The sequence below is a fragment of the Neisseria sp. 20925_1_37 genome (genome assembly GCF_041433255.1).
In the GTDB taxonomy this organism is placed as follows: Bacteria; Pseudomonadota; Gammaproteobacteria; order Burkholderiales; family Neisseriaceae; genus Neisseria; species Neisseria flavescens_D.
The window spans coordinates 20,403-45,428 of the sequence record NZ_JAPWBC010000002.1 but is presented as its reverse complement, the minus strand read 5'-3'; the positions used below and the strand labels follow the sequence as shown (position 1 = coordinate 45,428).

Annotated in this window: 24 protein-coding genes, 1 tRNA gene and 1 pseudogene; 11 read left to right on the top strand and 15 right to left on the bottom strand. The window is 48.3% G+C overall.

All coding sequences use genetic code 11. The annotated features are described in order from the left end of the window. Nucleotides 1–58 precede the first annotated feature (58 nt). Nucleotides 59–1,246 carry a succinyldiaminopimelate transaminase gene (dapC, locus tag O3661_RS01705; protein WP_371492089.1) on the top strand — a complete coding sequence of 396 codons (1,188 nt, stop codon included), beginning with the start codon at nt 59–61 and terminating at the stop codon, nt 1,244–1,246. 63 nt (nt 1,247–1,309) lie between these two features. On the opposite strand, the gene O3661_RS01700 is transcribed toward dapC, so the two are convergent. From O3661_RS01700 to O3661_RS01670, 7 genes are all read right to left on the bottom strand, one after another. Next, entirely contained in the window at nt 1,310–1,480 is a 171-nt protein-coding gene (locus O3661_RS01700; RefSeq protein WP_063068841.1) for a rubredoxin, read from the bottom strand. 84 nt (nt 1,481–1,564) lie between these two features. Beyond that, nucleotides 1,565–2,656 carry an acyl-CoA dehydrogenase family protein gene (locus O3661_RS01695; RefSeq protein ID WP_371492088.1) on the bottom strand — a complete coding sequence of 364 codons (1,092 nt, stop codon included), beginning with the start codon at nt 2,654–2,656 and terminating at the stop codon, nt 1,565–1,567. Nucleotides 2,657–2,736: 80 nt separating this feature from the next. Then, a complete protein-coding gene (locus O3661_RS01690) occupies nt 2,737–3,285 on the bottom strand; it encodes a carboxymuconolactone decarboxylase family protein (protein WP_063068843.1) in 549 nt (182 codons plus the stop codon). A gap of 149 nt (nt 3,286–3,434) precedes the next feature. Continuing rightward, nucleotides 3,435–3,857, bottom strand: a complete 423-nt coding sequence (locus O3661_RS01685; protein WP_003747321.1) for a YidB family protein — start codon at nt 3,855–3,857, stop codon at nt 3,435–3,437. Between the two features lie 163 nt (nt 3,858–4,020). Next, a complete protein-coding gene (gene ruvX, locus O3661_RS01680; protein WP_371492087.1) occupies nt 4,021–4,476 on the bottom strand; it encodes a Holliday junction resolvase RuvX in 456 nt (151 codons plus the stop codon). After that, nucleotides 4,469–5,017, bottom strand: coding sequence for a YqgE/AlgH family protein (locus tag O3661_RS01675; RefSeq protein ID WP_049322876.1), 549 nt, complete (start codon nt 5,015–5,017; stop codon nt 4,469–4,471). The genes ruvX and O3661_RS01675 overlap by 8 nt, the downstream gene beginning before the upstream one ends. 30 nt (nt 5,018–5,047) lie before the next feature. Beyond that, nucleotides 5,048–5,593: a CreA family protein gene (locus O3661_RS01670; protein WP_049328632.1), complete on the bottom strand. Its 546-nt coding sequence runs from the start codon at nt 5,591–5,593 to the stop codon at nt 5,048–5,050. A gap of 173 nt (nt 5,594–5,766) precedes the next feature. Here O3661_RS01670 and O3661_RS01665 point away from each other — a divergent pair, with 173 nt between their 5' ends. After that, nucleotides 5,767–7,647, top strand: a complete 1,881-nt coding sequence (locus O3661_RS01665; RefSeq protein WP_371492086.1) for a peptidoglycan DD-metalloendopeptidase family protein — start codon at nt 5,767–5,769, stop codon at nt 7,645–7,647. A gap of 215 nt (nt 7,648–7,862) precedes the next feature. Further along, a complete protein-coding gene (locus tag O3661_RS01660) occupies nt 7,863–9,335 on the top strand; it encodes a S41 family peptidase (RefSeq protein WP_049331415.1) in 1,473 nt (490 codons plus the stop codon). A 69-nt stretch (nt 9,336–9,404) separates the two neighbouring features. On the opposite strand, the gene O3661_RS01655 is transcribed toward O3661_RS01660, so the two are convergent. The 4 genes from O3661_RS01655 to O3661_RS01640 are packed head-to-tail and all read right to left on the bottom strand — an operon-like array spanning nt 9,405 to nt 13,759. Continuing rightward, nucleotides 9,405–11,294: a Z1 domain-containing protein gene (locus O3661_RS01655; RefSeq protein ID WP_049332404.1), complete on the bottom strand. Its 1,890-nt coding sequence runs from the start codon at nt 11,292–11,294 to the stop codon at nt 9,405–9,407. Then, nucleotides 11,295–12,332 carry a restriction endonuclease PLD domain-containing protein gene (locus tag O3661_RS01650; protein ID WP_049332406.1) on the bottom strand — a complete coding sequence of 346 codons (1,038 nt, stop codon included), beginning with the start codon at nt 12,330–12,332 and terminating at the stop codon, nt 11,295–11,297. Next, on the bottom strand, nt 12,329–13,453 hold the full coding sequence (locus tag O3661_RS01645) for a DNA cytosine methyltransferase (protein WP_049332408.1): 1,125 nt from the start codon (nt 13,451–13,453) through the stop codon (nt 12,329–12,331). Before O3661_RS01645 ends, O3661_RS01650 begins: the two co-directional genes overlap by 4 nt. A gap of 48 nt (nt 13,454–13,501) precedes the next feature. After that, nucleotides 13,502–13,759, bottom strand: a complete 258-nt coding sequence (locus O3661_RS01640) for a hypothetical protein (protein WP_371492085.1) — start codon at nt 13,757–13,759, stop codon at nt 13,502–13,504. A gap of 80 nt (nt 13,760–13,839) precedes the next feature. Here O3661_RS01640 and radA point away from each other — a divergent pair, with 80 nt between their 5' ends. Further along, nucleotides 13,840–15,216, top strand: a complete 1,377-nt coding sequence (gene radA, locus O3661_RS01635) for a DNA repair protein RadA (RefSeq protein WP_371492084.1) — start codon at nt 13,840–13,842, stop codon at nt 15,214–15,216. Between the two features lie 150 nt (nt 15,217–15,366). Continuing rightward, on the top strand, nt 15,367–16,173 hold the full coding sequence (locus O3661_RS01630) for a DUF4198 domain-containing protein (protein ID WP_371492083.1): 807 nt from the start codon (nt 15,367–15,369) through the stop codon (nt 16,171–16,173). 55 nt (nt 16,174–16,228) lie between these two features. Here O3661_RS01630 and O3661_RS01625 read toward each other — a convergent pair whose 3' ends face one another. Further along, nucleotides 16,229–16,789: a pseudouridine synthase gene (locus O3661_RS01625; RefSeq protein WP_049332414.1), complete on the bottom strand. Its 561-nt coding sequence runs from the start codon at nt 16,787–16,789 to the stop codon at nt 16,229–16,231. 80 nt (nt 16,790–16,869) lie between these two features. Further along, nucleotides 16,870–16,962 (bottom strand) — tRNA-Ser (locus tag O3661_RS01620). A 238-nt stretch (nt 16,963–17,200) separates the two neighbouring features. Here O3661_RS01620 and O3661_RS01615 point away from each other — a divergent pair. The 6 genes and pseudogenes from O3661_RS01615 (at nt 17,201) to O3661_RS01590 (ending at nt 23,684) form a co-directional block, all read left to right on the top strand. Then, entirely contained in the window at nt 17,201–17,323 is a 123-nt protein-coding gene (locus O3661_RS01615) for a hypothetical protein (RefSeq protein ID WP_371492225.1), read from the top strand. A 52-nt stretch (nt 17,324–17,375) separates the two neighbouring features. Beyond that, complete coding sequence (locus tag O3661_RS01610) at nt 17,376–17,993, top strand: 4'-phosphopantetheinyl transferase superfamily protein (RefSeq protein ID WP_371492082.1); 618 nt, start codon at nt 17,376–17,378, stop codon at nt 17,991–17,993. A gap of 93 nt (nt 17,994–18,086) precedes the next feature. Further along, nucleotides 18,087–20,405, top strand: a complete 2,319-nt coding sequence (locus O3661_RS01605) for an MMPL family transporter (protein WP_371492081.1) — start codon at nt 18,087–18,089, stop codon at nt 20,403–20,405. 22 nt (nt 20,406–20,427) lie between these two features. Then, nucleotides 20,428–20,637, top strand: a pseudogene (locus O3661_RS01600) (beta-ketoacyl-[acyl-carrier-protein] synthase II); the annotation flags it as partial. A gap of 172 nt (nt 20,638–20,809) precedes the next feature. Continuing rightward, nucleotides 20,810–23,032 (top strand): NADP-dependent isocitrate dehydrogenase, encoded by a 2,223-nt coding sequence (locus O3661_RS01595; protein WP_371492080.1) that lies wholly within the window; start codon nt 20,810–20,812, stop codon nt 23,030–23,032. 58 nt (nt 23,033–23,090) lie between these two features. Next, nucleotides 23,091–23,684 carry an outer membrane lipoprotein carrier protein LolA gene (locus O3661_RS01590; RefSeq protein WP_004520070.1) on the top strand — a complete coding sequence of 198 codons (594 nt, stop codon included), beginning with the start codon at nt 23,091–23,093 and terminating at the stop codon, nt 23,682–23,684. Nucleotides 23,685–23,739: 55 nt separating this feature from the next. Here the strand turns inward: O3661_RS01590 and ylqF are convergent, their stop codons facing one another. Beyond that, complete coding sequence (gene ylqF, locus O3661_RS01585) at nt 23,740–24,681, bottom strand: ribosome biogenesis GTPase YlqF (RefSeq protein ID WP_250580477.1); 942 nt, start codon at nt 24,679–24,681, stop codon at nt 23,740–23,742. A gap of 93 nt (nt 24,682–24,774) precedes the next feature. After that, nucleotides 24,775–25,011, bottom strand: a complete 237-nt coding sequence (locus O3661_RS01580) for a lipoprotein (protein ID WP_003684875.1) — start codon at nt 25,009–25,011, stop codon at nt 24,775–24,777. Nucleotides 25,012–25,026 lie beyond the last annotated feature (15 nt).

Below are 25,026 nucleotides of genomic sequence, written 5' to 3'. Positions count from 1 at the left end.
GTCCCAATCCATCTAAAAAATGCTAAGATTATTGCCTTAATTTATCGGCAGAAACATCATGAACCCATTATTGAACCACCTCAAACCCTATCCTTTCGCCCGCCTGCGTGAAGCCATGCAAGGCATTGATGCACCCGAAGGCGTAACGCCCATTCATCTGCAAATCGGCGAGCCGAAACACCCAACGCCCAAAGTCATTACCGATGCGCTGACCGCCTCCCTGCACGAACTGGAAAAATATCCGCTGACCGCAGGCCTGCCCGAACTGCGCCAAGCCTGTGTCGAATGGGTGGCCCGCCGTTATGATGGTTTGAGCCTCAATCCCGACAATGAAATCCTGCCGGTATTGGGCAGCCGGGAAGCTTTGTTCTCTTTTATCCAAACCGTTTTAAATCCGGCTTCAGACGGCCCCAAACCGGTCGTTATCAGCCCCAATCCTTTCTATCAAATTTACGAAGGCGCGACTATTTTGGGCGGAGGCGAAATCCATTTTGCCAACTGTCCTGCGCCCAGCTTCAATCCCGATTGGAGCAGCCTGCCCGAAGACGTATGGCAGCGCACCAAAGTCCTGATCGTCTGCTCGCCAAACAACCCGAGCGGCAGCGTCCTGCAATTAGAAGACTGGAAAGAAATTTTTGATTTTCAAGACAAATACGGCTTCGTTATCGCCTCTGACGAATGCTATTCCGAAATCTATTTTGACGGCAACAAACCAATCGGCGGCCTGCAGGCTGCGGCGCAATTAGGACGCGGCACGCGCAACATTATTATGTTTACCAGCCTGTCCAAACGCTCCAACGTCCCCGGTTTGCGTTCCGGCTTTGTCGCAGGCGATGCCGAGTTGCTCAAAAACTTCCTGCTCTACCGCACCTACCACGGCAGCGCGATGAGCATTCCCGTCCAACGCGCCAGCATTGCCGCTTGGAATGATGAAGAACACGTCATTGACAACCGCCGCCTCTACCAAGAAAAATTCGACCGCGTCATCCCTATTTTGCAACAGGCATTCGATGTCAAACTGCCTGACGCGTCGTTCTACATTTGGCTGAAAGTTCCCGATGGCGATGACTTGGCATTTACGCGCAACCTGTGGCAGAAAGCCGCTATCCAAGTGTTGCCCGGCCGCTTCCTCGCCCGCAATACCGAACAAGGCAATCCGGGCGAAGGCTACGTCCGCATCGCTTTGGTTGCCGATGTGGAAAGCTGCGTCAAAGCGGCTGAAACCATTGTTTCGCTCTACCGCTGACGATTAGGCAAACAAAGGCCGTCTGAAATTTCAGACGGCCTTTTTATTAAATAATCGGGTAATTTATATGGTGAAGTCCAGAAGGTAGAAATCTTCTTTGCCTACGCCGCACTCAGGGCATTTCCAGTCATCAGGAATATCTTCAAACTTAGTTCCGGCAGGCAGGCCGTGCTCGGGGTCGCCGAGGTCTTCGTCGTAAATCCAGCCGCAAGGGCCGCACATATATTGAGCCATTTTGTGTTCCTTCTATTTTAAAAGGCCGTCTGAAACCGTATTTTCAGACGGCCTTTCGTGTGTTTTATTGTTGATATTTTGAATTTATTGCGCTGCTTCCAAAGCGGCGATTTCTTTGCGTAGGTGTTTGATGGCCGGTGTTACGATGGCGACAAACATGGCCTCGCGGACGCGGCGTTGCGCCGGACTGCGCATCAGATAACCTTTCGCGCCTGCATGCAATGCGGCAGATTGAGTGGCGTTCAATGCCAACACAGCAGCCGCTTCACGCAGTTTTAAGGTTGCCAGCGTATCAGGTTTATTGTTCCAGGCATCATCGGCAAGACGTTCGGCTTCCGCCCATGCGCCGTCCAACGCGGCTTTCAAATCATCGTAGCTGTGGTCGAGGTAAGCGTTCACTTCCGCGTTCACTACATTGGCCATGCGGATAATGCCGAGCGCACCGTCAATCACACCGGCGCCAATACCCATTTGCAGCAGAATGAAACCGGCTTTAATGGTCGGGATATAAGACTGGAACTGCTCAGGCGTAGCAATCACATCTTCATCCGGAATAAACACGTCTTTAAAATTCAGGCTGTAAGTGCGCGTGCCTTCCAAACCGCAGAACTCAGGGCAATCTTGCAAGGTAACGCCTTCCCATTGACCGCCGGTGATAAACATCACATAGCTGTCACCGATTTGGGCGGTATTTGCCCAAATGTGGTCTTCGCCGATATTGGATACCCAAGGTAAAGCGCCGTTGATTTTGTAGCCGCCTTCGACACGTTCGGCTTGCAGGTTGTGTTTTTCGATACCGGCAAGGTGTTTGACGGTATTGGACATGCCCGTACCGGCCAAAACTTTGCCCTGCAGAATATCGGCCAAATATTTGTCTTTAACCGCTTGGTTGGGGGATTGATGCAGATACCACGCGCAAGCTGCCTGACACCATGCGCTGAACGAAGTCGCGCCGCACTCTTTACCGATTTCGCGCAATACGGCAATTTGCGTTGACAAACCCAAACCGTTACCGCCTTCTTCAACCGTACCGGTCGCGGCAAAACCGCCGATTTTGCCCAATTCCAGCATAAATTCTTTTGGGTACAGGCCTTTGCGGTCGATGTCGTCCACCAATGGTTTTAATTTGCTTTTAACGAGTTCGGCAACATTGTTCAGTAAAGCTTCGCGTGTCATTTTTTTTCCTCTGGATATTTTGGCGATATTGAGTTCTTTTAAGAAAGGCCGTCTGAATTTTCAGACGGCCTTTGATAGGATTAGGCAAATGCCTGCAATTCAGGGTTGATTTCAGTTTTGGCAAGGTTGTTGACGTAGTTGCACAAAGTTGCCAAAGCAACGCCCATGACGACTTCAACGGCTTGCTGTTGGTTGTAACCGGCATCAAAGAATGCTTTCAACTCGTCGTCGGATACCGCGCCTTTTTTCGCCATAACGGCTTGGGTGAATGTCGCCAAAGCACTCAGTTTGGCATCGTCAAACTCACCTGCAGCTAACGCGCGCGCAGCTTTGATGGATTGTTCGGAAAGCAGTTTTTTCAAGGTAGCCAGTTTGGTGTGGCCGGCAACGCAGAAGCCGCATTCATTGGTGCGCGCGGCAATGATTTGAATAACTTCGACTTCGCCGGCAGTCAGGCTGTTGGCACCATTCATTTTGCCGACTTCTTGATAAAACGCCAAAGCCTCCGGCGCATTGGCCAAAACGCCGATCAGGTTAGGAATAAAGCCGTTGTTTTTCAATACGGCTTCAATGCGTGGTTTAGCAGCTTCGGGAGCGGTTTCAACTGTGTGTATGGTCAAGCGGGACATGTGTATAACCTTCTTATTTGGTGAAATGAAGTGCCCATCATAAGCCATCCGTCTCCATCAGAAAAAGACTTATTGGTTATTTGCCGCGAACCAAAAGTTATAAGGCCGTCGGAACGGATTCAGACGGCCTTATCAAATGATTCAACTCATTATTTTATAAAGTTTTTCAGCAGCATAGAAGCGATGTCGTCCAAGCCGAAGCCATCCGCATCTTGAGCCGTGCCGTTAGGCGTGGCTTTATCGACCAAGTCAGGCAACACTTTTGCCAACAAATCGCCTGCTTGGCCGGCATCCACGCCGAATTTTTGCGCGATTTGGTTCACGGTATCGCTGCCCAAAGCATTTTGCAGGTCGCTGCCGGACACAGGCAGGTTGCTGGATTGGTTGGAAACCCAGCTGCTCAGGGCATCGCCCAAACCGCCTTGTTGCAGTTGGTTGATCAGGTTGCCCACGCCGCCTTGCTGTTTCACCAAATCCATCGCCATATCGGTCAGAGAACCTTGTGCGCCGTTTTCGCTGTTGCCACCCAACATTTGGGTAGCTGCATTCAAAAGATTGTCCATGAGTGCCATGACTTTTTCCTTGTGTTTGTGTCTAAAAAAAGAAAACGGAGTGTAGCAAAATTTGTGCTGAAAAAATCAGGCTTAACCAAACTAAACTTCTTTTATCCCAAAGCCGTAACAAAACAAAGGCCGTCTGAAACCCAGTTTCAGACGGCCTTTATAATGAATAATGCTATTCTTCGCGGCCATTGAAATACTCGGCCGCGCCACCTTCAAAAAACCCTTGCAAAATCGCCTGCGCCGCTACTTGGTCAAGCACGGATTTTTGTTTTCGGCCAAATACTTGGGCTTCTGCAAGCAGGCTTTCGGCGTATAGGGAAGACATCCTTTCGTCCACCCAATAAACCGGCAACTTAAAACGTCCGTGCAAACGGCGGCCAAATTTGCGGCTCAAACGGGTCAGCTCATGCTCCGTCCCGTCGGTATGCGTCGGCAGTCCGACCACAAAATACTTGGGTTGCCATTCTTTGACTAGCTTGGCAATGGCCTCAAATTTCTCATCATTGCTGTTGCCAGTTATCGTCGCCAGCGGATGGGTCATACCCAACTCGGCATCGCCCTGCGCCACGCCGATACGCGCCTCGCCGAAATCAAAAGCCAAAACCGTGCCTTTTGGTGCATCAGGCATGACCGACTCCTGAAACCAAGGCGTTCGGATTGACGCCCAATTTTTCAAAAGCGGCGGCATAACGAAGTTCATAAGGCACATCAAAAAGAATATGCTCGTCCGCAGGGACGGTCAGCCAAACATTTTCTGCCAGCTCGCGCTCCAACTGCCCTTTGCCCCATTTGGAATAACCAATACTGATCAAAGCCTTATCCACCGCACCCTCTTTAGACAGGTTTTCAATCACATCGCGTGAAGAAGTCAGCGCCACGTTATCGGTTACCACCATGCTGTTTTGCCAGCGGCCGATCGGCGTATGCACGACATAGCCGCGCTCAATCTGAACCGGCCCGCCCATCATCACGTTTTCATGTTGCAGGCGCAACGGGATATTGCGGTCGGCGGCGGCGAAAATCATGTCCATGGTAATCGGCGAAGGTTTGTTGATGATGATGCCCAGCGCACCTTCTTCATCGTGTTCGCACACATAAATGACCGTATCCGTAAAAAACGGATCGTCCATATGAGGCATGGCAATCAGGAAATGGTTGGCTAAATTCATATTCTTCTTAATATCTATAAGCTGATTTTATTATTTTTGTCCGTCGGCAACCGGCGCATCCACCACGCATGCACCATAAACCGCGCCGCCTGCCGGTACCGGCGTATCGGTTTTCGCATGGGCAAAACACGATACCGCGCTCAAAGAGTTTTTCGGCGAGCCTTGAACGATTTTATCGCTGTACACCAAATAAGCGAAAGACTTACGTTTCGGGTCGTAGTAGCGGATAATCTGCTGGCTCTTAAATGCTATGCTGGCACTGCGTTTGAACACTTGTCGCGGTTTCAAAACTGCAGCCTCGTTATAACGGATGACTTCTGCACTTTGTACGCAGGAAACCGATGCGTCGCTGGCATCTTCTTCCAGATTGACCGTTTCTTTCAAACCGCCTTTTTTTGCGTACGAAATATAACAAGCAACCCCCTGCACATCAGGATCGTCAAAACCTTCCACTTCAATACGGTCGTTTTTACCCAACATATGAAACACCGTACTGGCGCGTCCGATTTTGTCGGTATTGTCACCGCAAGCCGCCAAAACCATGGCGCCCAACACTACTAATAAATATTTTTTCATAATATCCTGTCGATGCAGACTGTCAGTTTCCAGGCAGACTAAACCCCGTCCGCCCACTCTATCGTTACTATATAAGACCGTTCGTCCATATTGCAACCCGATATTATTTTCAGACGGCCTGACAGACAGTATAATCCGTCCTATTGTTCCTACTTTGATAGCAAGATCGAACCATGCGTTACAAACCCCTCATTCTCGCCCTGTTGCTCAGTTTCTCCCTGCCAACCTATGCTGCCAAAGACGCGCCGAAAGAAAAAGCGGCCACTGTCAAAAAGGCTGCGCCCGTAAAAAAAGAGAAAGAAGCCGCCAAGGCAGATGTAAAAAAAGAAACCTCAAAAAAACAAGCGGTAAAAGAAAAAGAGGAAGACAAAAAAGCGGTTAAAGCCAAAGCTGCCAAAGAGAAGGAAACCGCCGACAAAAACGAACGCGCTTCAGCCAAAAACAAAACGGCTAAAGTCGCCGAAGCCGCTGCCGACAATAAAAAGTCCAGCCGCAAAGCCGAAGAGCCTAAAGAAACGGCAAAAGACAAAAAAGCCGCAGCCGCAAAATCCGGCAAGGCCAAAGAACAAGACAAGAAACCTGTTGAAGATAAAAAAGACAGCAAAGCCAAAGAACCCGTAAAAAAAGCAGACCCTAAGGAAACCAAAGCCAAAGAGCCTGCTAAAAAAGTGGCCGAGGATAAAAAAGACGGCAAAAAAACCAAAGAGCCCGGAAAAAAAGCAGCCGAAGACAAAGAACCTGCAAAAAAAGCTGTTGACGACAAAAAAGACACAAAAGCCAAAGAGCAAAACAAAAAAGCCGAGCCTAAAGTTGAGCCTAAAGTCGCTTCTTCAGCCGACAACGATTTCAAAGCAGCCGTAACTGCCGCAGCCAACGACATGGAAACCAAGAAATCCTTTGCCAAACGCAACGAGGGTTTCATTATCCATGTCAATGCCACGCTCAAACAGCTGCAACAAACACGCAACAACCTCTCCGGCATCAACCGCAAACAACGCGACGCATGGGAAAAATTCCAAAAACTCAATGCTGATGCCAACCAGTTGAAAGCCGAAGTTTCCAACACGCGCGCCCAAATTTCGCGTTTTGTGTCCGGCAACTATAAAAACAGCCAGCCCAACGCGGTTGCCCTCTTCCTGAAAAACGCCGATGCCGGTCAAAAAACCCGCTTCCTGCGTTACACGCGTTATATCAACAACGCCAACGACCAAGTCATGAGAGACTTGGAAAAACAACAGAAAGAGCTGGCGGCGCAAGAGCAAAAAATCAACAATGAATTGGCTTACCTGAAGAAACTGCAAGCCAATATTCAAGCTTCATTGCGTCAACAAGGCGTAACCAATACCGCCGAACAAGCCGAAAGCCGCCGTCAAAACGCGCAAATGGCCAAAGAAGCGCAAAAGAAAATCAACCACAGAGAAAACGAGCAACGCCTCAACAATCTCTTGAAAGATTTGGAAAAACGCAAAGCCGATCAACGCAAAGCCGAAGCCGAAGCGCGTAAAAAAGCCGCCGAAGCCCGTTTGGCCGCCGCTGAAAAAGCCCGCAAAGAGCAGGCTGCCGCCCAGCAAAAAGCCGAAGCCGAACGCGCCGCCATGTCCACGCTAACTGACGAAGACATGAAACTGCAAGCCCCGAACACCCAAGGCTTTACCGTCAGCAACGCCAACAGCTTCAGCCGTATGCAAGGCCGTCTGAAAAAACCGGTCAACGGCACACTGGCAGGCCTGTTCGGTCAAGACCGCGGCGATGGCGAAGTTTGGAAAGGCGTGTTCTACAATACTGTTCCTGCTCCGGTCAGCAGCATTGCCTCAGGCACGGTTACTTTTGCCGGCGAGCTTGAAGGCTACGGCAAAGTGGTCGTCCTCGACCACGGCGACGGCTATGTCAGCATTTACTCCGGCCTGAACGAAATCGACATCGCCCAAAACTACGCCGTCAATGCCGGCAGCAAGATTGGTACCAGCGGTACTTTGCCGTCGGGCGAAACCGGCCTTTACCTTGAAGTCCGCTACAACGGACAAGTCATGAATCCGCTTTCATGGATTAACTGATATTTTAGACGGCCTGAGTGAATTTTCCCCTTCAGGCCGTCTGAATTTTCATCATAAACTACAATAAAACACGATTTTCACGCCTGTTCAGCACATTAAACAACAAACTTTTACCTTAAACTTATTGTTCCAAGCGTTTAAATCACATAAAGTCAACGGGTTCAGAGAAAACAAAAACCACTTTGCTTACCGTACACAAAAAGAAAGTCAAACGAATGTCAACAAAATCCACTTTGAAAAAAGTTGCAATCTACACTCTCGGCGCATTTAGCGGCATCGCCCTCAGTCTGAGTGTACAAAGTTTTGCCGCCGAAAAAGACAAAAAAGACAACGAGGCCCTGCCCGTGCAAACCATTCGCACCATGGCAGAAGTGTACGGCCAAATCAAAGCCAACTATTACCAAGACAAACCCGACGCCGAGCTCTTTGAAGGCGCAATGAAAGGCATGGTATCCGATCTCGATCCGCATTCCGAGTATATGGATAAAAAAGGCTATGCCGAAATGAAAGAATCCACCAGCGGCGAATTCGGCGGTCTGGGCATGGAAATCGGACAAGAAGACGGCTTCGTCAAAGTCGTTGCCCCGATTGAAGACACTCCGGCAGAACGCGCCGGTGTGAAAAGCGGCGACTTCATCGTCAAAATCGACAATACCTCTACACGCGGCCTGACCGTCAGCGAAGCCGTCAAAAAAATGCGCGGCAAACCGGGTACCAAAATTACCCTGACCCTTTCACGCAAAAATGCCGACAAACCCATCGTCGTCAACCTGACCCGCGCCATCATCAAAGTCAAAAGCGTGCGCCACCATCTGCTTGAAAAAGACTACGGCTACATCCGCGTCTCCCAATTCCAAGAGCGCACTGTTGCCGCGCTCAACGAAGCCGCACAAGCCCTCGTCAAAGAAAACAAAGGCCCGCTCAAAGGCATCATCCTCGACTTGCGCGATGACCCGGGCGGCCTGCTCAACGGTGCAGTCGGCGTATCCGCAGCCTTCCTTCAACCTGACGTAACCGTTGTCAGCACCAAAGGCCGCAACAAAAAAGAAGGCATGGTTCTCAAAGCAACTGCTGAAGACTACATCACCACCAGCGGCAAAGACCCGTTGGCCGGATTGCCTGCCGAGCTGAAAACCATTCCTATGACCGTCCTGATTAACGCAGGCTCGGCCTCCGCTTCCGAAATCGTTGCCGGTGCATTGCAAGACCACAAACGCGCCGTCGTCGTCGGCACACAAAGTTTCGGCAAAGGCTCAGTACAAACCCTGATTCCGCTTTCCGGCGGCAGCGCAGTCAAACTGACCACCGCCCTTTACTACACGCCAAACGACCGCTCGATTCAAGCACAAGGCATTGTTCCTGACGTTGAAGTCAAAGATAAAGACCGCGCCTTTGAAAGCCGCGAAGCCGATTTGGTCGGCCATATCGGCAATCCGTTGGGCGGCCAAGACGTCAACAGCAGCACTGAAACGCCTGCCAACTCAGAAACCAAAGCCGATAAAGATAAGTCTAAAAAAGACAAAGACGAAGATATCTCCAGCCGCCGCATTCCCAATCCGGCCAAAGACGATCAGCTCCGCAAAGCCTTGGACTTAGTGAAAAATCCAGCCGAATGGCAAAAATCTTTGGGCTTGGCAGCGAAAAAACCTGCACCGAAAAAAGATGCGGATAAAGACAGTAAGAAATAAACCTGTTATTTCTCAATAAAAAAGGTCGTCTGAAAACGATATGATTGTTTTCAGACGACCTTTTCTATGTTATTTCACTCCCCAATACACCAGTCCCTTATATGGCAACTTAATGTTAGGCAACCAAAAATCTTCTCCCTGCCAACCTTTGTCTTTATTTCCTACTACTTGATAAAGTGTAAGGAATAAATCATTGGGATATTTTTCTCCTAATTTACGGTCGTCTTCCGAAAGCATTGTGCCAGTTGCTCGAGAAAGTTTACGTCCTGTTTTGATCAAAACGTAAGTTTTAAAACTTGGACGTTGTGCCTTTAATGCTTCTACACCAGCAATAAATTTTTCCTTATTCCAGTCATCTGGGACATAATGACCCAATTTATCTAGAACCAAGAATAAATCTTCTATATCTATTTGATATAAATCAGATTGAATTTCATCTTTCAAAATAGAAGGCAAAATCTTGTTAATCTCCGACAAATTATCCTCGTTTGGGTGAAGTGGAAAATAATTCACACCACCCACAATTTGATTGATACTGTCGAATTTCAATACATTTTTTCGAGTCGGATTGATATTTTTCGGATAAATAACCTGAATATTGCCGTCTGAATTTTTTGCCTGCTCAATAATCAGATTATTTGCTTGATTGAGTTGTACAAAGAAGTAATAGACATCAAACGGAATATAAAGCCGTAATAATGATTTATCACGGTCATATCCAAAAATACGCGAATGTTGCCAGAAAGTATCTGCATTCGGTTTTTTAGCAGTGCGACTATAATAAACCGTTTGTAGTTTTGGAATAGTTAAGCCTCGTCCAATCACATTCCCACCAATAATAATGTTAAAGCCTCTTTCTAAATCAAAATCTGATTCTGTCTGCGAGTTAACGACGAGAGTATAAATTTGCTTATTTTCTAAAAGTTCTGTTAGTTTTTCATAAATTTCCTCAAAATGATGAATATCAGGCTTAGTCTTTTGTAAATCCAAATAGTCTTCTTTAAAGCTGTCTGCAAGATTCTCCCCGCTATTAATCGCTTGTACCAAATCATTCAAAAAGGCTTGGATTTTTTGAGAGAAGGCTTGATGGTCTTGGATTTTATAACTTGGATGTAAAGCAAAATTACAATTGGTTTTACCGCATAAAGCAAACTCTGCACAAGTAAGCAGAAAACTGTGCAATGCCTGTTTTACCCCTTCGGCAATTTCACCACTCGCATCTTTCATATCGTCCAATTCACTGTCAATGAAGCGAACGATATAGCTTGGAGGATCAGAGAAGACAAAGTTGCCACCGATGTATTTTTCACCAGCTTCAAAGAAATGGATAAATTCAGGTTGCCAATCAGATTCTTCATGTTGCAATAAAAGCGATTGAGGCGTGGCGGTCAACTGAATAAATAAGCTTTGACAACAGGAATTCTTAATGTCATTTAGCAGTTTATTGATAGTACTGACATCTTTATCCGGCTTATCAGCATTAGTATTTAGGCTGGCTGCATCGGCTTCATCGTCCACAATAACCAAAGGATAGCCTTTCAGGCTACTTTGACTGGCAAACAAATTACGCCAACGTTTCAATACACGGGCATTCTTTTTAATCACAACCAAGATGGGATTATTTGCCTTCATTACCTGCATAAAACTTCGGTCATCATTTTCAGACAACACAATAAAATTTTTCAGATTAGCTTCGGCACGCTTGACTGTTTGTTCCTGTAAATCTACGCTGTCAGTAGTAAGATACAAAAAAACTTTGTGGTCGCCATCATCAGCCAACGCACTTAATACACCCAAAACCTGTGCCGTTTTGCCACTTTGAACATTGCCCAGCAATAAAACATTTTGAGCAATTTTCGGTTCGGTTTGTGATAATTTCCCCATAAAACCATCAACGGTATTTTTAACAGAATCAGCTAATTCAGGCGGGGTCAATTGATTCAAGTAGGTTTGCAACATTTAGTTTTTCCCCTTAAATGAGAGCAGCCAAACATCAGGATTGTCGGTTGAACGGAACTCAAAATGATCGTTACCGTATTGACGTAAGGTTTCATGCGTAATCTTCTCGTTATTTTGCAGACAACCACGATTTTCCAAACGACCTTTAATCCATTTGCCAAGTGTTTTCAAATCATTTTCTGAGCGGAAATTTTTGGAATAATCTCCCGATGTCTTACATTGAAATTGCCAACCATCATCAGTAATAACTGTAAAAGACTTCAGAATCGGATAACCTTCTTGTGAAGTGATGTCTTTGGATACAATCAACTCTACTTCATACCAGGGTCGTGGTTTGACAAACCCCCGTTTATCTCGTCGACCTTCTCCAAAAAATACATTCAAATTACTTTTTTCTTCGGTTTTAGCTGGAATTGAGAAATGATATTCTGACTTTTGGGCAAATAGTTGCCGAATCTTTTCTGGTACAATTTTTTGTACCCCCAAACAATTTTCTAAATGACTGTTATGTTCAATAAATGTACTCGGCCTCTCAACTTCTTGGATATTTTTGCCTAGCTTATGAATGGTATTTTGAATATCTGCCTGCAACATCTGTGCAACCTTACCGTCCAAATGTAACATAGTTTCATAAGTACGTTCTGTACTATCCCAAAAACACGTTAAGTTAGCAGAACCAATTAACCCATTGATCTGTCGATAATTTTTAAAGGAATACATTTTTCCGTGAAATTTCACAAAAGGAGAAACATAGACAGCTCCTCTTTTCTCATGTTGCAAAAAATCATTTAGTTTACATAAGCTGTCATATTGCAAATGGCTAAAACCTTCCAAATAATGCATTCCAACCAATAAATCTATTTTTTGAATGTGATCGTTTAGCTCCAAAATTTTATGTAGCTCAACCACTGCGTCATTAGATACATAACCTGTTACCATCAAAACTTCATCCGCTGATTTAAATAAATCCATCCAAACTGCATTAAGCGATTTTTCAGTAATTTTGGCATTGGCGATATTGGAAAAAACTGTATTCATTGTTTTCCCCCTCGAATTTTGCTTAGTCGGTCATGAAATAAAACATCCTTCTCTGCTTTCAATTTCTTATGTAAATCTACTTTTTTATAGTTGCCTGAAAAAATTGGTAAGATAGCCTTTGCTAGCTCAACTACACCTTGAGGAGGAACAGCATTACCAATCTGGCGACGTACTTCAGTTGTTGATCCGACAAACTCAAAATCATCAGGAAAACTTTGAAGCCTTGCTCGTTCTCTATTAGTAAAAGCACGCGGTTCAGGGAAGTGATAGCCCCAAGTACCACCGCCACCTGCTGCAATAATTGTTTTTGATGGCTCGTTCCGATGCATACGACGATAAACGTGGCTAATCATACCTTTCACATATAAAGGATGATCTTTAGGAATATCAGTAAAATTTCCACCTTCAGGAATTAATTCCAACATACGGCGTGTTTTATCACTAATTTTTAGTAATTCATTATTACTAACATTTTGTGGAATATTAGATATTGCTTGACCAGCAGTTACATATGGTTTTAAGCCATTTTCGCCAGTTTCATTGTGCGTCGGTTTTGGATGATGAAAATCAAATCCTGTATCTAAACGTACTCCGACAATCAGAACACGTTCACGAAATTGAGGTACGCCAAATTCAGCAAAGTTATACAGCTTCGCCTGAACGTAATAACCGCAATTTTCAAAGTCGGTAATAATTTGCTGGATGGCTTTTTTCTTGTTGGCAGTCAACAAACCTTTCACATTCTCAGCAACAAAAACTTTCGGTTTTTTTGCATTTACAAAACGTAAAAAGCTTTTATAAAGATTGCCGCGCTCACCCTCTAAACCCGGCTGTTTCCAAATCATGGAAAAATCTTGACAAGGGAACCCGCCTAAAATGATGTCGCAATCGGGAATAGTTGGATCATTCGGATCAATTTGTTCAATATCACCTTCTACGATGACATCTCCGATATTTTTACGGAAACTTTCGCAAGCCCAATGGGAAAAATCGTTCGCCCAAACAGTTTCATAACCAGCTTGGTGAAAACCCAAATCTAAACCTCCACATCCTGAAAATAGAGATAGAATTCTGGGTTTATTGTCAGATGAATTAAAATTTGCGATTTGTTTAGATGGCATAGGATTTCACTCCTATGCATAGATTTGATAAAAACCCTTGAAGGGATTTTAATAGAGAACTAGGCAAGGCAAGGCAAGGCAAGGCAAGGCAAGGCAAGGCAAGGCAAGGCAAGGCAAGGCAAGGCAAGGCAAGGCAAGGCAAGGCAAGGCAAGGCAAGGCAAGGCAAGCTTACCATCGTTATTTTGAAATAAAATCATTTTTCTAAAACTTCCATGTAAATTTTTCCTATTATGCCGCAAAAAAACAGCAAATGCCGCTGCATTAAACAAGTGATGAATACTTGAAATTATAAATAAAGTATTCATAATCCCAAGGTCGTCTGAAAACGATATGATTGTTTTCAGACGACCTTTTCACACATCAAATATTCCACAGGGAAAACACTATGGCAAAAGCCCCCAAAACCATCTACCAATGCTCCGAATGCGGTGGCACTTCCCCGAAATGGCAGGGCAAATGCCCGCATTGCGGCGAGTGGAACACACTTCAGGAAAGCCTTGCCGCGCCTGAGCCGAAGAATGCCCGCTTCCAATCTTGGGCGGCGGATACCTCGACCGTCCAATCCCTATCCGCCGTTACCGCCACAGAAGTGCCGCGCAATCCGACCGGCATGGGAGAACTTGACCGCGTATTGGGCGGCGGTTTGGTAGACGGCGCAGTCATCCTGCTCGGTGGCGACCCCGGCATCGGCAAATCCACGCTGCTGTTGCAAACCATCGCCAAAATGGCACAAAGCCGCAAAGTGCTGTACGTTTCCGGCGAGGAATCCGCCCAACAGGTTGCCCTGCGCGCGCAACGTTTGGAGCTGCCTACCGAAGGCGTAAACCTGCTTGCCGAAATCCGAATGGAAGCCATTCAGACGGCCTTGAAACAGCATCAGCCCGAAGTCGTGGTCATCGACTCCATCCAAACCATGTATTCCGATCAAATCACTTCCGCCCCCGGCTCCGTGTCGCAGGTGCGCGAATGTGCCGCCCAACTGACGCGCATGGCGAAACAGATGGGCATCGCCATGATATTGGTCGGACACGTTACCAAAGACGGCGCGATTGCCGGCCCGCGCGTGCTGGAACACATGGTCGATACCGTGCTGTATTTTGAGGGCGACCAACACTCCAACTACCGCATGATACGCGCCATCAAAAACCGCTTCGGTGCGGCAAACGAATTGGGCGTATTCGCCATGACCGAAAACGGTTTAAAAGGCGTATCCAACCCGTCCGCCATCTTCCTTGCCAGCTACCGCGACGACACGCCCGGCTCGTGCGTTTTGGTCACACAGGAAGGCAGCCGCCCGCTTTTAGTCGAAATTCAGGCATTGGTCGATGACGCACACGGCTTCACCCCCAAACGCCTCACCGTCGGCCTCGAACAAAACCGCCTCTCCATGCTGCTTGCCGTCTTCAACCGCCACGGCGGCATTGCCTGCTTCGACCAAGACGTGTTCCTCAACGCCGTCGGAGGCGTCAAAATCGGCGAACCCGCCGCCGACCTTGCCGTCATCCTCGCTATGCTCTCCAGCTTCCGCAACCGACCCATGCCTGAAAAAACCGTGGTTTTCGGCGAAATCGGCTTAAGTGGCGAAGTCCGCCCTGTTGCACGCGGGCAAGAGCGGCTCAAAGAAGCGGAAAAACTCGGCTTCAAACGCGCCATCGTCCCCAAAGCCAATATGCCGCGCAATGCCAAAGAGTTTCCGAACCTGAAAATCTACGGCGTCAGCAGTTTGCAGGAAGCGATTGATGTTTGTCGTGACGGGGACTAAACCGTTTCGATAATCCGCCTAAAAAACAATCATCTAAAAGGCCGTCTGAAAGTTTTCAGACGGCCTCTCTTTAAATTTAAATAATTTTGTTATATTATAACGAACGACTTTATTCTATCTTTTCTACACATCGAAAATCGGAGAGAAATCATGAAAAAAACCGCTTTGCTTATCGCATCTGCCTTCCTGTTCAGCACTGCCGCACACGCCCATCGCGTTTGGGTTGAAACCGCCCACACACATGGCGGCGAATACCTTGAAGCCGAATTGGGCTATGGCGAATTCCCGGAGCTCGAGCCCATCGCCAAAGACCGCCTGCACATTTTCAGCAAACCCATGCAACTGGTGACTGAAAAAGGCAAAGAAAACATGATTCAAAAAGGCACATACAATTACCAATACCGCAGCAAACTGCCGGTCAAAGACGGCAGCTACTTGGTAACCGCCGAATACCAACCGACTTTCTGGTCTAAAAACAGCGCGGGTTGGAAACAGGCAAACATCAAAGAAATGCCTGATGCAAGCTATTGCGAACAAACCCGAATGTTCGGTAAAAACATCGTCAATGTCGGCCACGAAAGCGCAGATACCGCCATCATCACCAAACAAGTCGGCCAACATTTGGAAATCGTACCTTTGGACAACCCTGCCAACGTCCACGTCGGCGAACGCTTCAAAGTCCGCGTCCTCTTCAATGGCGAGCCGCTGCCTAACGCCACCGTTACCGCCACATTTGACGGCTTCGACACCAGCGACCGCAGCAAAACCCATAAAACCGAAGCCCAAGCTTTCTCCGATACCACCGATGACAAAGGCGAAGTCAGCATCATTCCATTGCGCCAAGGTTTCTGGAAGGCCAGCGTAGAACACAAAGCCGATTTCCCTGATCAAAGCGTGTGCCAAAAACAGGCGAACTACACCACAATGACCTTCCAAATCGGTCATTCACATCATTAATTTTTCCATAACAAAAGGCCGTCTGAATATTTCAGACGGCCTTTATTCATTCTATTTAAGGACGATGCGGCGCAAACTGCCATTGTCCCAATTCCAAATTCAAATCAAACAGATTCAGACGGCCTATCGCCACACGAACCAAGCGTAAACACGGAAAGCCTGCTTTCGCCGTCATCCTTCGCACTTGGCGGTTTTTCCCTTCCGAAATTTTGATTTCCACCCAAAAATCAGGCACGGACTTACGCACGCGAATCGGCGGCACGCGTGGCCATAAAACATCCGCTTCGCCTTCTTCCAATACCCTGACCTCGGCCGGACGGGTGACAAAATCGCCCAAATCTACGCCACGGCGCAACAAATCCAATTTGGCTTCATCAGGAGAACCCTCCACCTGCGCCCAATAAGTTTTAACCTGCTTAAATTTCGGGTCAGCAATCTGCGCCTGCAAACGGCCATTATTAGTCAACAGCAGCAAACCCTCGCTGTCCGTATCCAAACGGCCGGCTGGATAAAATCCCGGTTTCTCGACAAAATCCTTAAGGCATTGATGTTTTTCATGTGCAGAAAACTGGCAAATCACGCCATAAGGCTTGTTTAGAATAATCAAATCGTTCATTTCACACTTTCAGACGGCCTTAGATTTCAAGCAATTCCGGATAATAAAAAAGACACCGTATAAACGGTGTCTTTCATATTTGGCGGAGTAAGAGGGATTCGAACCCTCGATGCAGGTTGACCCCACATGCTTCCTTAGCAGGGAAGTGCCTTCAGCCTCTCAGCCATTACTCCTAAGGAAGACCGCAATATACGCTTTCTGCCCTCCTTCGTCAAGCATTACCGCCTCAAACTTTCTTAACGCCATGAAATCATTTAAATAAAAATATAATATTTTTTGCATCATCCTATTTTTATACTTCTTTCATATATGTTAAAATGATTCTGTTTTCTGTAAACCTTTTTTCACTCTTACTTACAAAGAAGTCCGTATATTACACTTTCACTTTGGTTGCTGTATCAGCCTTGATGCTTGCCGTTTGCTCACAATCCGGTAACTCCCAAACTTAACAAAGTGACCAAAGGCGGTAACGAGTACGAATGCCACATCGCTACATTCAACAGCCGTGTGGTTTTGAAAGGCAGCTTCCACTAAGCAATGTCAAAAATGCCGGACTTCAATATGAAGTTTGGCATTTTTCTATTTTATGGATACGACACCCCTTCACTGCCTGCTGGCAGATCCGTCTTTTGCCGCCTGCTACGACCATGCGTCTCTAAACGCAGCCGATTCCCAACGTTTGGCTGCCACGCCGCAACTAGCGCAGCGTCAAGACTGGCAAGTCAGCCGAGCATTAAAACAGCAAACCGATTTACCGACTGTATCGCTGAGCCACAGCAAAGGCTTTGCCGCTTTATTGTGTACGCCTCAGCCCTTAACAGCCGGTGTCGATATCGAATTTATCCGACCGCGCGATTTTAAAGCGCTGTCGGCTTTGGTCTGCTCGCAGGAAGAACAAGACTATTTGGAAACGGCAAACTGGCCGTCTGAAACGTTTTACCGATTGTGGTGTTTCAAGGAAGCCTTGATTAAAGCGGCGAATTTGGATTTTCCGTCAGACATGAAATCGGTCGGCTATGTTTTCGATTTAGGTCAACCCGTCGGTTTACGCACAGGAAAGCAAACCGATTGGCACGGCACAAGCGCGATTTTGGCGAATACGATGGCACTTGCCTGCGTTTGGAAGGGAAAAGCCGTCGCCCTGCAATGGCAGTTTTTCGGCTCACTCAAGCTCAATGACTTAACCGACCGGCAAACTATCTAACAACTGACAAAATAATAATAATCTGATTTAATTTACTGCACTTTTACTTATTCCACACACCAACAGCAGCATTTGCAAAAGGCCGTCTGAACGATGAATCTTCGCCTCCTAAACCGCCTCTATACTGCCCTTATCCTGTTTCTTACCCTGTTTTTGGTTTATGCCTTTGCTTCACAAACGCGTATCCAAACCGATTTGACCGCGTTGTTGCCAAGCGAGCAGCAACCCGATGCCTTACTGACGGCCGCGGATAAAGCCGCAGAAGCGCAGCTCAATTCGCAAGTTATTTTGCTTGCCGGCAGTACCGATGCCGAAACCGCTTTTCAGACGGCCTCACAAATTGCCGACGCATGGCGCAAAAGCGGCATATTTGAACAAGTCGACAGCAGTATGACGCCGAATTTGGACAAAGTGCGGGCGGATATGCAGAAGCTGAGCTTGGCGGTTTTGCCGCAAGACGAAATCCGCCTGCTGTTTGAGCAGCCGCAAACCTATTTTCAAGCGCGTGCAGAAGCCGCAGCCAATCCGTTTGCCGCCCCCTCGCCTTTGTCTTTAGAACAAGACTGGCTGGGCTTCGGACGCTTTGTTGCCGACAAAGCCAATCCGCAAAGCCGTTTGCAGTGGGACATGAACAACGGCATGCTGTTTGCCGAAGACAAAGGCAAAACTTGGGTATTTTTGCGCGGACGGCTCGCCGGTGGCGATCAATTTTCCGGCAACGATGCCCTCTTGCCGCTGATGGCGCAAAGCCGTCAAATCGCTTCGGAAAACGGCGCGGAAACCTTAAGCGCAGGTGGCGCATTGTTCGCCGCCGTATCCAAAGCAGCCGCAGAAAAAGAAAGTCGGCTGATGAGCATGGTCGGGCTTGGGCTGACCTTTGCACTGCTGTTGTGGGTCTTCCGCAGCGGCCGAGTATTTTTGCTGTCCTTGCCGCTGGCAGCCGGTATGTTGACCGGATTGGCGGTTGCGTTATTAACCTTCGGCGAAGTGCATATCCTGACCATCGTCATCGGCACCAGCTTGGTGGGTATGTTGGTGGATTTCCCGTTGCACTGGCTTGCTCCGTCGGTATTCGGGCCGTCTGAAAAGACCGTTTGGCAGGCTGAATCAGCAATGAAACATGTCTTGCCGAGCTTTGCCGTCAGCCTGACGATTACCGTCTTGGGCTACGCGCTGCTGTGGTTCACTCCTTTGCCTGTACTGCGCCAAACCTCGGTATTTTCAGGCTTTGCCTTATTTGGCGCGTTTGGTGCCACCGTTTTATGGCTGCCGCCGCTGTTTCGCCGCTACCGAGCCAAAACCGTACCTTTTGCCGCATTAACCGAAAAGCTCTATTCCTTGTCAGGCCGTCTGAAAAACCGCCTGCACAAACGCGGCTGGTTAATCGTGGGCGGAATTTTGCTGGCAGTCGGACTGTGGCGCAGCGACTGGCGTGACGACATCCGTCAATGGGTTAATATGCCGACCGCGATGTTGACCGAAGTACAACAAATCGGCCAGTTGAGCGGCACGGATTTTGGCGGCAAATATTTGGTGGCCGAAGCACAAAGCGAAGACGCCCTGTTGAAGAAAACCGCCGAACTCGGCCGCGCCCTGCAGCCCTTAATCGCGCAAGGCAAACTTTCCGGCATCCAATCGCCCGACCAATTCATCCTGCCGACAACGGAGCAGCAAAAACTGCAAAACCGCCTGCGCGAATTGACCAAGTTGCCTGATAGCTGGAAACCGCTCACAGAAATCGGTATTCCGCGCAAAACCGTACGCGATGCCATGCTGCAAGCTGCTGATACGCAACCATTGTCGCTTTCAGACGGCCTGAATACCGATTTGGCAGAGGCTTGGCGTTCCTTATATTTGGGCGAAGTGGAACCAGGCCGTTTTGCTGCCGTCGTGCGTTTGAACGGCATGACCGATGAAGCCGCCGTACGCGCCGTGGCGCAACACGTCTCCGGCGTACATTGGGCTGACAAACGCGCCCACTTAAACGAGCTTTTCCACCACACGCGCAATCAGGCCGCATGGTTGAAACTGGCTTCCTATGCGTTGGCATGGTTACTCTTGTGGAAAATGTTTGGTTTCAAACGCGGCAGCAAAATCCTTGCCGTGCCGCTGGCCGCCGCCATCTGCACCGTTGCCGTACTCGGTTTGACTGGCATTCCCGTCAGCCTGTTTGCCATGTTCGGCCTGCTTTTAGTGTCCGCCATCGGCGTGGACTATGCCTTCTATGCCGCCACCGCACACCACAGCGCGCCGGCAAAATTAGGCGGTATGCTGCTTGCTGCTGCGACAACAGCCATTTCCTTTGCCCTGCTCGCCATCAGCAGCACGCCCGCCGTTGCCGCGTTCGGCATGACAGTTACCATCGGTGTGGCATTCAATATTTGGCTGGCAGGCACATTGTTGAAAAATTAGACACAAGATGAAGACGATTGAAATTGAAGCCGCGTTTGCCTGGTTGATGGTCAACCGCCAATACAATCCGGAAGGCAAACTGCCGCCGCAACAATGGGACAACGTACCCGATTCCGAGCTGCCCAACATCGCTTTGACCGACGAAAACAGCCGCTGGCCGTCTGAAAAACGCATTGCCGCCAGCTCGTCATTTGCCTTCGGTGGCAGCAATGCTGTTTTGATTATCGGATAAGTCCTTATATTTAGGCCGTCTTTTCAGACGGCCTTTTTCTTTTCCGCAACTTAAAAAACAATAACATCAAAACAACAACCAAATCCGCCGAAATATGCCATAATAGGCTTAGCACGTTTCATCTCGCGATGTGCCCGAAAAGAAAAACTTAACCTACATAGAGAATAATCCCATGACTAAATCCACCATTATCTATACCTACACCGACGAAGCTCCTGCATTGGCCACTCAATCCCTGTTGCCAATCGTGCAGGCGTTTACCCGCCACGCCAATATTGATGTCAAAACCAGCGACATTTCTCTCTCCGGCCGTATTTTGGCGGCGTTTCCAGAATACCTGACCGAAGCGCAGCGCGTACCTGATGCGCTTGCCGAATTGGGCGAACTGGTAAAACAACCCGATGCAAACGTGATCAAACTGCCGAACATCAGCGCATCCGTACCTCAACTGACGGCCGCGATTAAAGAATTGCAGTCTAAAGGCTTTGCCGTTCCCGACTATCCTGCCGACCCTCAAACCGATGAAGAAAAAGCCGTACGCGAACGCTACGACCGCATCAAAGGCAGCGCGGTAAACCCTGTCCTACGTGAAGGCAACTCCGACCGTCGCGCGCCTAAAGCAGTGAAAAACTTTGCGAAAAAACATCCGCACAGCATGGGCGCATGGACCAAAGATTCCAAAACCCACGTTGCTACCATGCAAAGCGGCGACTTTTTCCATAACGAACAATCCGTTACCGTACCTGAAGCGACTTCCGTATCCATCGTGTTCACCGACAAACAAGGCAACAAAAAAGAGCTGCGTGAGCCTGTTTCCCTGAAAGCCGGCGAAATCATCGACGCGACCGTAATGAGCAAAAAAGCCCTGCTCGCCTTCCTTGCCGAACAAGTGAAAGACGCAAAAGCAAAAGGCGTATTGTTCTCGCTGCACATGAAAGCCACCATGATGAAAGTGTCCGACCCGATTATCTTCGGACACGCCGTCAAAGTATTCTTCGCACCTGTATTTGAAAAATTCGGCGACAAACTGGCTGCCGCAGGCGTCAACGTCAACAACGGCTTTGGCAACCTGCTTGCCAATTTGGACAAACTGGATGCGGACACCCGCGCCGCCGTTGAAGCTGAAATCGCTGCCGTTTACGCCGCCAACCCTGATTTGGCCATGGTTGATTCCGACAAAGGCATCACCAACCTGCACGTTCCTAGCGATGTCATCGTCGATGCTTCTATGCCTGCGATGATTCGTAACTCCGGCCGTATGTGGGATAAAGACGGCAAAGCGCAAGACACCAAAGCCGTCATTCCGGACAGCAGCTACGCCGGCGTTTACCAAGCAACCATCGACTTCTGCCGCGAACACGGCGCATTTGACCCGACAACCATGGGTACCGTTCCTAACGTCGGTCTGATGGCGCAAGCAGCCGAAGAATACGGTTCACACAACAAAACCTTCGAAATCGAAGCTGACGGTCAAGTCCAAGTCATCGATGCAGCAGGTAATGTCCTGATGCAACACGACGTTGAAGCCGGCGACATCTGGCGTATGTGCCAAACCAAAGACGCTCCGGTTAAAGACTGGGTACAACTCGCTGTTAACCGCGCCCGTCTGAGCAACACGCCAGCCGTATTCTGGCTCGACGAAAACCGTCCGCACGACAAGAGCCTGCTCGCCAAGGTTAAAGCTTACCTTGCCGAACTGGATACCAACGGCCTCGACATCCGCGTCCTCGCTCCTGAAGAAGCCGCTAAATTCAGCTTGGGCCGTCTGAAAAACGGCGAAGACACCATCTCCGTAACCGGTAACGTCCTGCGCGACTACCTGACCGACTTGTTCCCAATTTTGGAACTGGGTACCAGCGCGAAAATGCTATCTATCGTTCCATTGATGAATGGCGGCGGTATGTTTGAAACCGGCGCGGGTGGTTCTGCACCGAAACACGTCCAACAATTCCTCGAAGAAAACCACTTGCGTTGGGACTCTTTGGGCGAATTCCTCGCACTCGCCGTATCGTTTGAACATCTGGCGCAAAAAACCGGCAACGCCAAAGCCCAAGTTCTCGCCGACACTTTGGATGCAGCCACCGAAAAACTGCTGTTGAACGACAAATCGCCTAAACGCAAAGCAGGTGAACTCGACAACCGCGGCAGCCATTTCTACCTCACCCTCTACTGGGCGCAAGAATTGGCGGCGCAAGACAAAGATGCCGAACTGAAAGCCGCATTTGCGCCATTGACAGCCGCTTTGACTGCCGACGAAGCCAAAATCGTTGAAGAACTCTCTGCCGTACAAGGCAAAGCGGTCGACATCGGCGGCTACTACGCAGCCAATCCTGAAAAAGCTGCACAAGCGATGCGTCCAAGCGCAACCTTTAATCAGGCCTTGTCAGCCTTATAATTAAAGCAATAAAAGGCCGTCTGAACTTTCAGACGGCCTCAAACCTTATGGAAGCACAATGAAAAAAACCATTCTTTCTCTTACTCTCCTCATCAGCGCTCCGGCTTTGTGGGCATTTTCCCCTGCAGAATTGGCACAAACCTTGCAAAAACCGCAAAACGTGCAAGGCAATTTTGTCCAACAACGCCAACTCAAATCCCTCAGCAAACCCATGACCACCAGCGGCAGCTTTACCCTTGTCCCACAAAAAGGCCTGCTCTGGAAAATGCAAAAACCATTTGAAACCACCCTGCGCGTGCGTTCAGACGGCATCATGCAATGGAACGGCAGTCAATGGGTCAACCCAAATGCCAGCAAACTCAACGGCCAAAGCCGCCAAATCAAACTCTTCCTCGACCTTTTGGGCGGCAATACCCAAGGTTTGGAAAAACAATTTGATTTGAAATTAAACGGCAACGAGAAAAAATGGACGTTGACCCTGACTCCGAAAACCGCCATTACCCGCCAAATCTTCAACCGTATCGAAATCAACGGCGATACGCTGGTGCGTAAAATCGAATTGGACGAAAAGCAAGGCGACAAAACCATCATGCAGTTCAACCAAATCCAAACCGATAAAGCTCTGGATAGCTTCAGCCGTACCGCCCTCTAAATTGTCTATTACAACAAAAGGCCGTCTGAAAATAGATTTCAGACGGCCTTTTATATTAATCGGCTGAAGGCTGCTGCCCTTTTCTTTCCGCCTTTCTGGCTTCGCGAATGGCTTTAAGTTCGGCCTCTTTCTGTCTGGCTTTTTTCAGCCAAGTTTCCCATTGGTTTGGCGTTTCCAGCGTGATTCTGCCGATTTTTCCTTCACGGAAATCAGTCAGGATATTTTCAGCGACCTTTTGATAGTTAACCCGTCCGCCGCTCAAAACCGCACCACGTTTTTTGGCAATCCACTCAAGCCAAGAAGTATCGTCCCAATGACTGCTTGGATCTTTGTCGGCTTGATAGCGCTCTTGCAAAAGGGCCAGATAATGGCGGCGGAGGTAATCCAAAAGCTCAAGTGCCACTTCTTCTTCATCCAGCGCGTTGCGTCCAACTGCACCGCCAGCTGCAAGGTTGTAACCACCTTCTTCAACGATAATTTTGGGCCACAACATACCCGGGGTATCGTAAAGCCAGAAATCGTCGGCAAGGAAAAGGCGCTGTTCGGCTTTGGTAATACCGGGTTCGTTGCCGGTTTTGGCAGATTTTTTGCCGATCATGCCGTTAATCAAGGTGGATTTGCCGACGTTGGGGATACCGCAAATCAGGACACGCAACGGCTTCTCAATACCTTGGCGATGCGGAATCATGGCGCGGCAAGCTTGGGTAATTTTGCCATGAGCGCCGGTTTCGGAAGAATCAAGCGCAATGGCGCGGGTATCTTGGCGGCTGTTGTAGTGTTCGAGCCAAACTTTGGTACGTTCGGGATCGGCAAGATCTTGCTTGTTTAAGATTTTGAGTTTGGGCTTGCCTTTGGACAACTGGGCAAGCAAGGGATTTTCGCTGGAAGCAGGCATACGCGCGTCCAACATCTCAATCACCATATCAACGCTTTTAATGCGTTCGGCAATGGCTTTTTTTGCCTTGTTCATGTGGCCGGGAAACCATTGGATAGCCATGTCTTTTTATTCTTTCTATTCGTATCTAAGGCCGCCTGAAAAATTATTGTTTTTCAGACGGCCTCGGTATTTGGATAATCGGTCAATCAGGATTTAGAGATTGCCATGCTCGTAGCTGTAATAACCTGCTTCATCCATACATTGCTCAAACGTCTTGGATGTATTGCCACGTTTGGTTCCATTTTGAACTTGTGATTTGCAGGTATTGATTTGGCGGGAAACTTCAGCTTCGCTCGCGCCGGTGCGGTGCCAACGGTAAGCAGTGACAGGCTCTGTCGCGCAGGCGGTCAAGATAAGCAGGGATAATGCGGTCAGACTGATTTTTTTCATGGTTTCTTCCTTTGA

What these genes read in the sequence shown, in the direction of transcription:
- dapC (WP_371492089.1), top strand. Translation starts at nt 59, where the DNA reads ATGAACCCATTATTGAACCACCTCAAACCCTATCCTTTCGCCCGCCTG.
- O3661_RS01700 (WP_063068841.1), bottom strand. Translation starts at nt 1,480, where the DNA reads ATGGCTCAATATATGTGCGGCCCTTGCGGCTGGATTTACGACGAAGAC.
- O3661_RS01695 (WP_371492088.1), bottom strand. Translation starts at nt 2,656, where the DNA reads ATGACACGCGAAGCTTTACTGAACAATGTTGCCGAACTCGTTAAAAGC.
- O3661_RS01690 (WP_063068843.1), bottom strand. Translation starts at nt 3,285, where the DNA reads ATGTCCCGCTTGACCATACACACAGTTGAAACCGCTCCCGAAGCTGCT.
- O3661_RS01685 (WP_003747321.1), bottom strand. Translation starts at nt 3,857, where the DNA reads ATGGCACTCATGGACAATCTTTTGAATGCAGCTACCCAAATGTTGGGT.
- ruvX (WP_371492087.1), bottom strand. Translation starts at nt 4,476, where the DNA reads ATGCCTGATGCACCAAAAGGCACGGTTTTGGCTTTTGATTTCGGCGAG.
- O3661_RS01675 (WP_049322876.1), bottom strand. Translation starts at nt 5,017, where the DNA reads ATGAATTTAGCCAACCATTTCCTGATTGCCATGCCTCATATGGACGAT.
- O3661_RS01670 (WP_049328632.1), bottom strand. Translation starts at nt 5,593, where the DNA reads ATGAAAAAATATTTATTAGTAGTGTTGGGCGCCATGGTTTTGGCGGCT.
- O3661_RS01665 (WP_371492086.1), top strand. Translation starts at nt 5,767, where the DNA reads ATGCGTTACAAACCCCTCATTCTCGCCCTGTTGCTCAGTTTCTCCCTG.
- O3661_RS01660 (WP_049331415.1), top strand. Translation starts at nt 7,863, where the DNA reads ATGTCAACAAAATCCACTTTGAAAAAAGTTGCAATCTACACTCTCGGC.
- O3661_RS01655 (WP_049332404.1), bottom strand. Translation starts at nt 11,294, where the DNA reads ATGTTGCAAACCTACTTGAATCAATTGACCCCGCCTGAATTAGCTGAT.
- O3661_RS01650 (WP_049332406.1), bottom strand. Translation starts at nt 12,332, where the DNA reads ATGAATACAGTTTTTTCCAATATCGCCAATGCCAAAATTACTGAAAAA.
- O3661_RS01645 (WP_049332408.1), bottom strand. Translation starts at nt 13,453, where the DNA reads ATGCCATCTAAACAAATCGCAAATTTTAATTCATCTGACAATAAACCC.
- O3661_RS01640 (WP_371492085.1), bottom strand. Translation starts at nt 13,759, where the DNA reads ATGAATACTTTATTTATAATTTCAAGTATTCATCACTTGTTTAATGCA.
- radA (WP_371492084.1), top strand. Translation starts at nt 13,840, where the DNA reads ATGGCAAAAGCCCCCAAAACCATCTACCAATGCTCCGAATGCGGTGGC.
- O3661_RS01630 (WP_371492083.1), top strand. Translation starts at nt 15,367, where the DNA reads ATGAAAAAAACCGCTTTGCTTATCGCATCTGCCTTCCTGTTCAGCACT.
- O3661_RS01625 (WP_049332414.1), bottom strand. Translation starts at nt 16,789, where the DNA reads ATGAACGATTTGATTATTCTAAACAAGCCTTATGGCGTGATTTGCCAG.
- O3661_RS01610 (WP_371492082.1), top strand. Translation starts at nt 17,376, where the DNA reads ATGGATACGACACCCCTTCACTGCCTGCTGGCAGATCCGTCTTTTGCC.
- O3661_RS01605 (WP_371492081.1), top strand. Translation starts at nt 18,087, where the DNA reads ATGAATCTTCGCCTCCTAAACCGCCTCTATACTGCCCTTATCCTGTTT.
- O3661_RS01595 (WP_371492080.1), top strand. Translation starts at nt 20,810, where the DNA reads ATGACTAAATCCACCATTATCTATACCTACACCGACGAAGCTCCTGCA.
- O3661_RS01590 (WP_004520070.1), top strand. Translation starts at nt 23,091, where the DNA reads ATGAAAAAAACCATTCTTTCTCTTACTCTCCTCATCAGCGCTCCGGCT.
- ylqF (WP_250580477.1), bottom strand. Translation starts at nt 24,681, where the DNA reads ATGGCTATCCAATGGTTTCCCGGCCACATGAACAAGGCAAAAAAAGCC.
- O3661_RS01580 (WP_003684875.1), bottom strand. Translation starts at nt 25,011, where the DNA reads ATGAAAAAAATCAGTCTGACCGCATTATCCCTGCTTATCTTGACCGCC.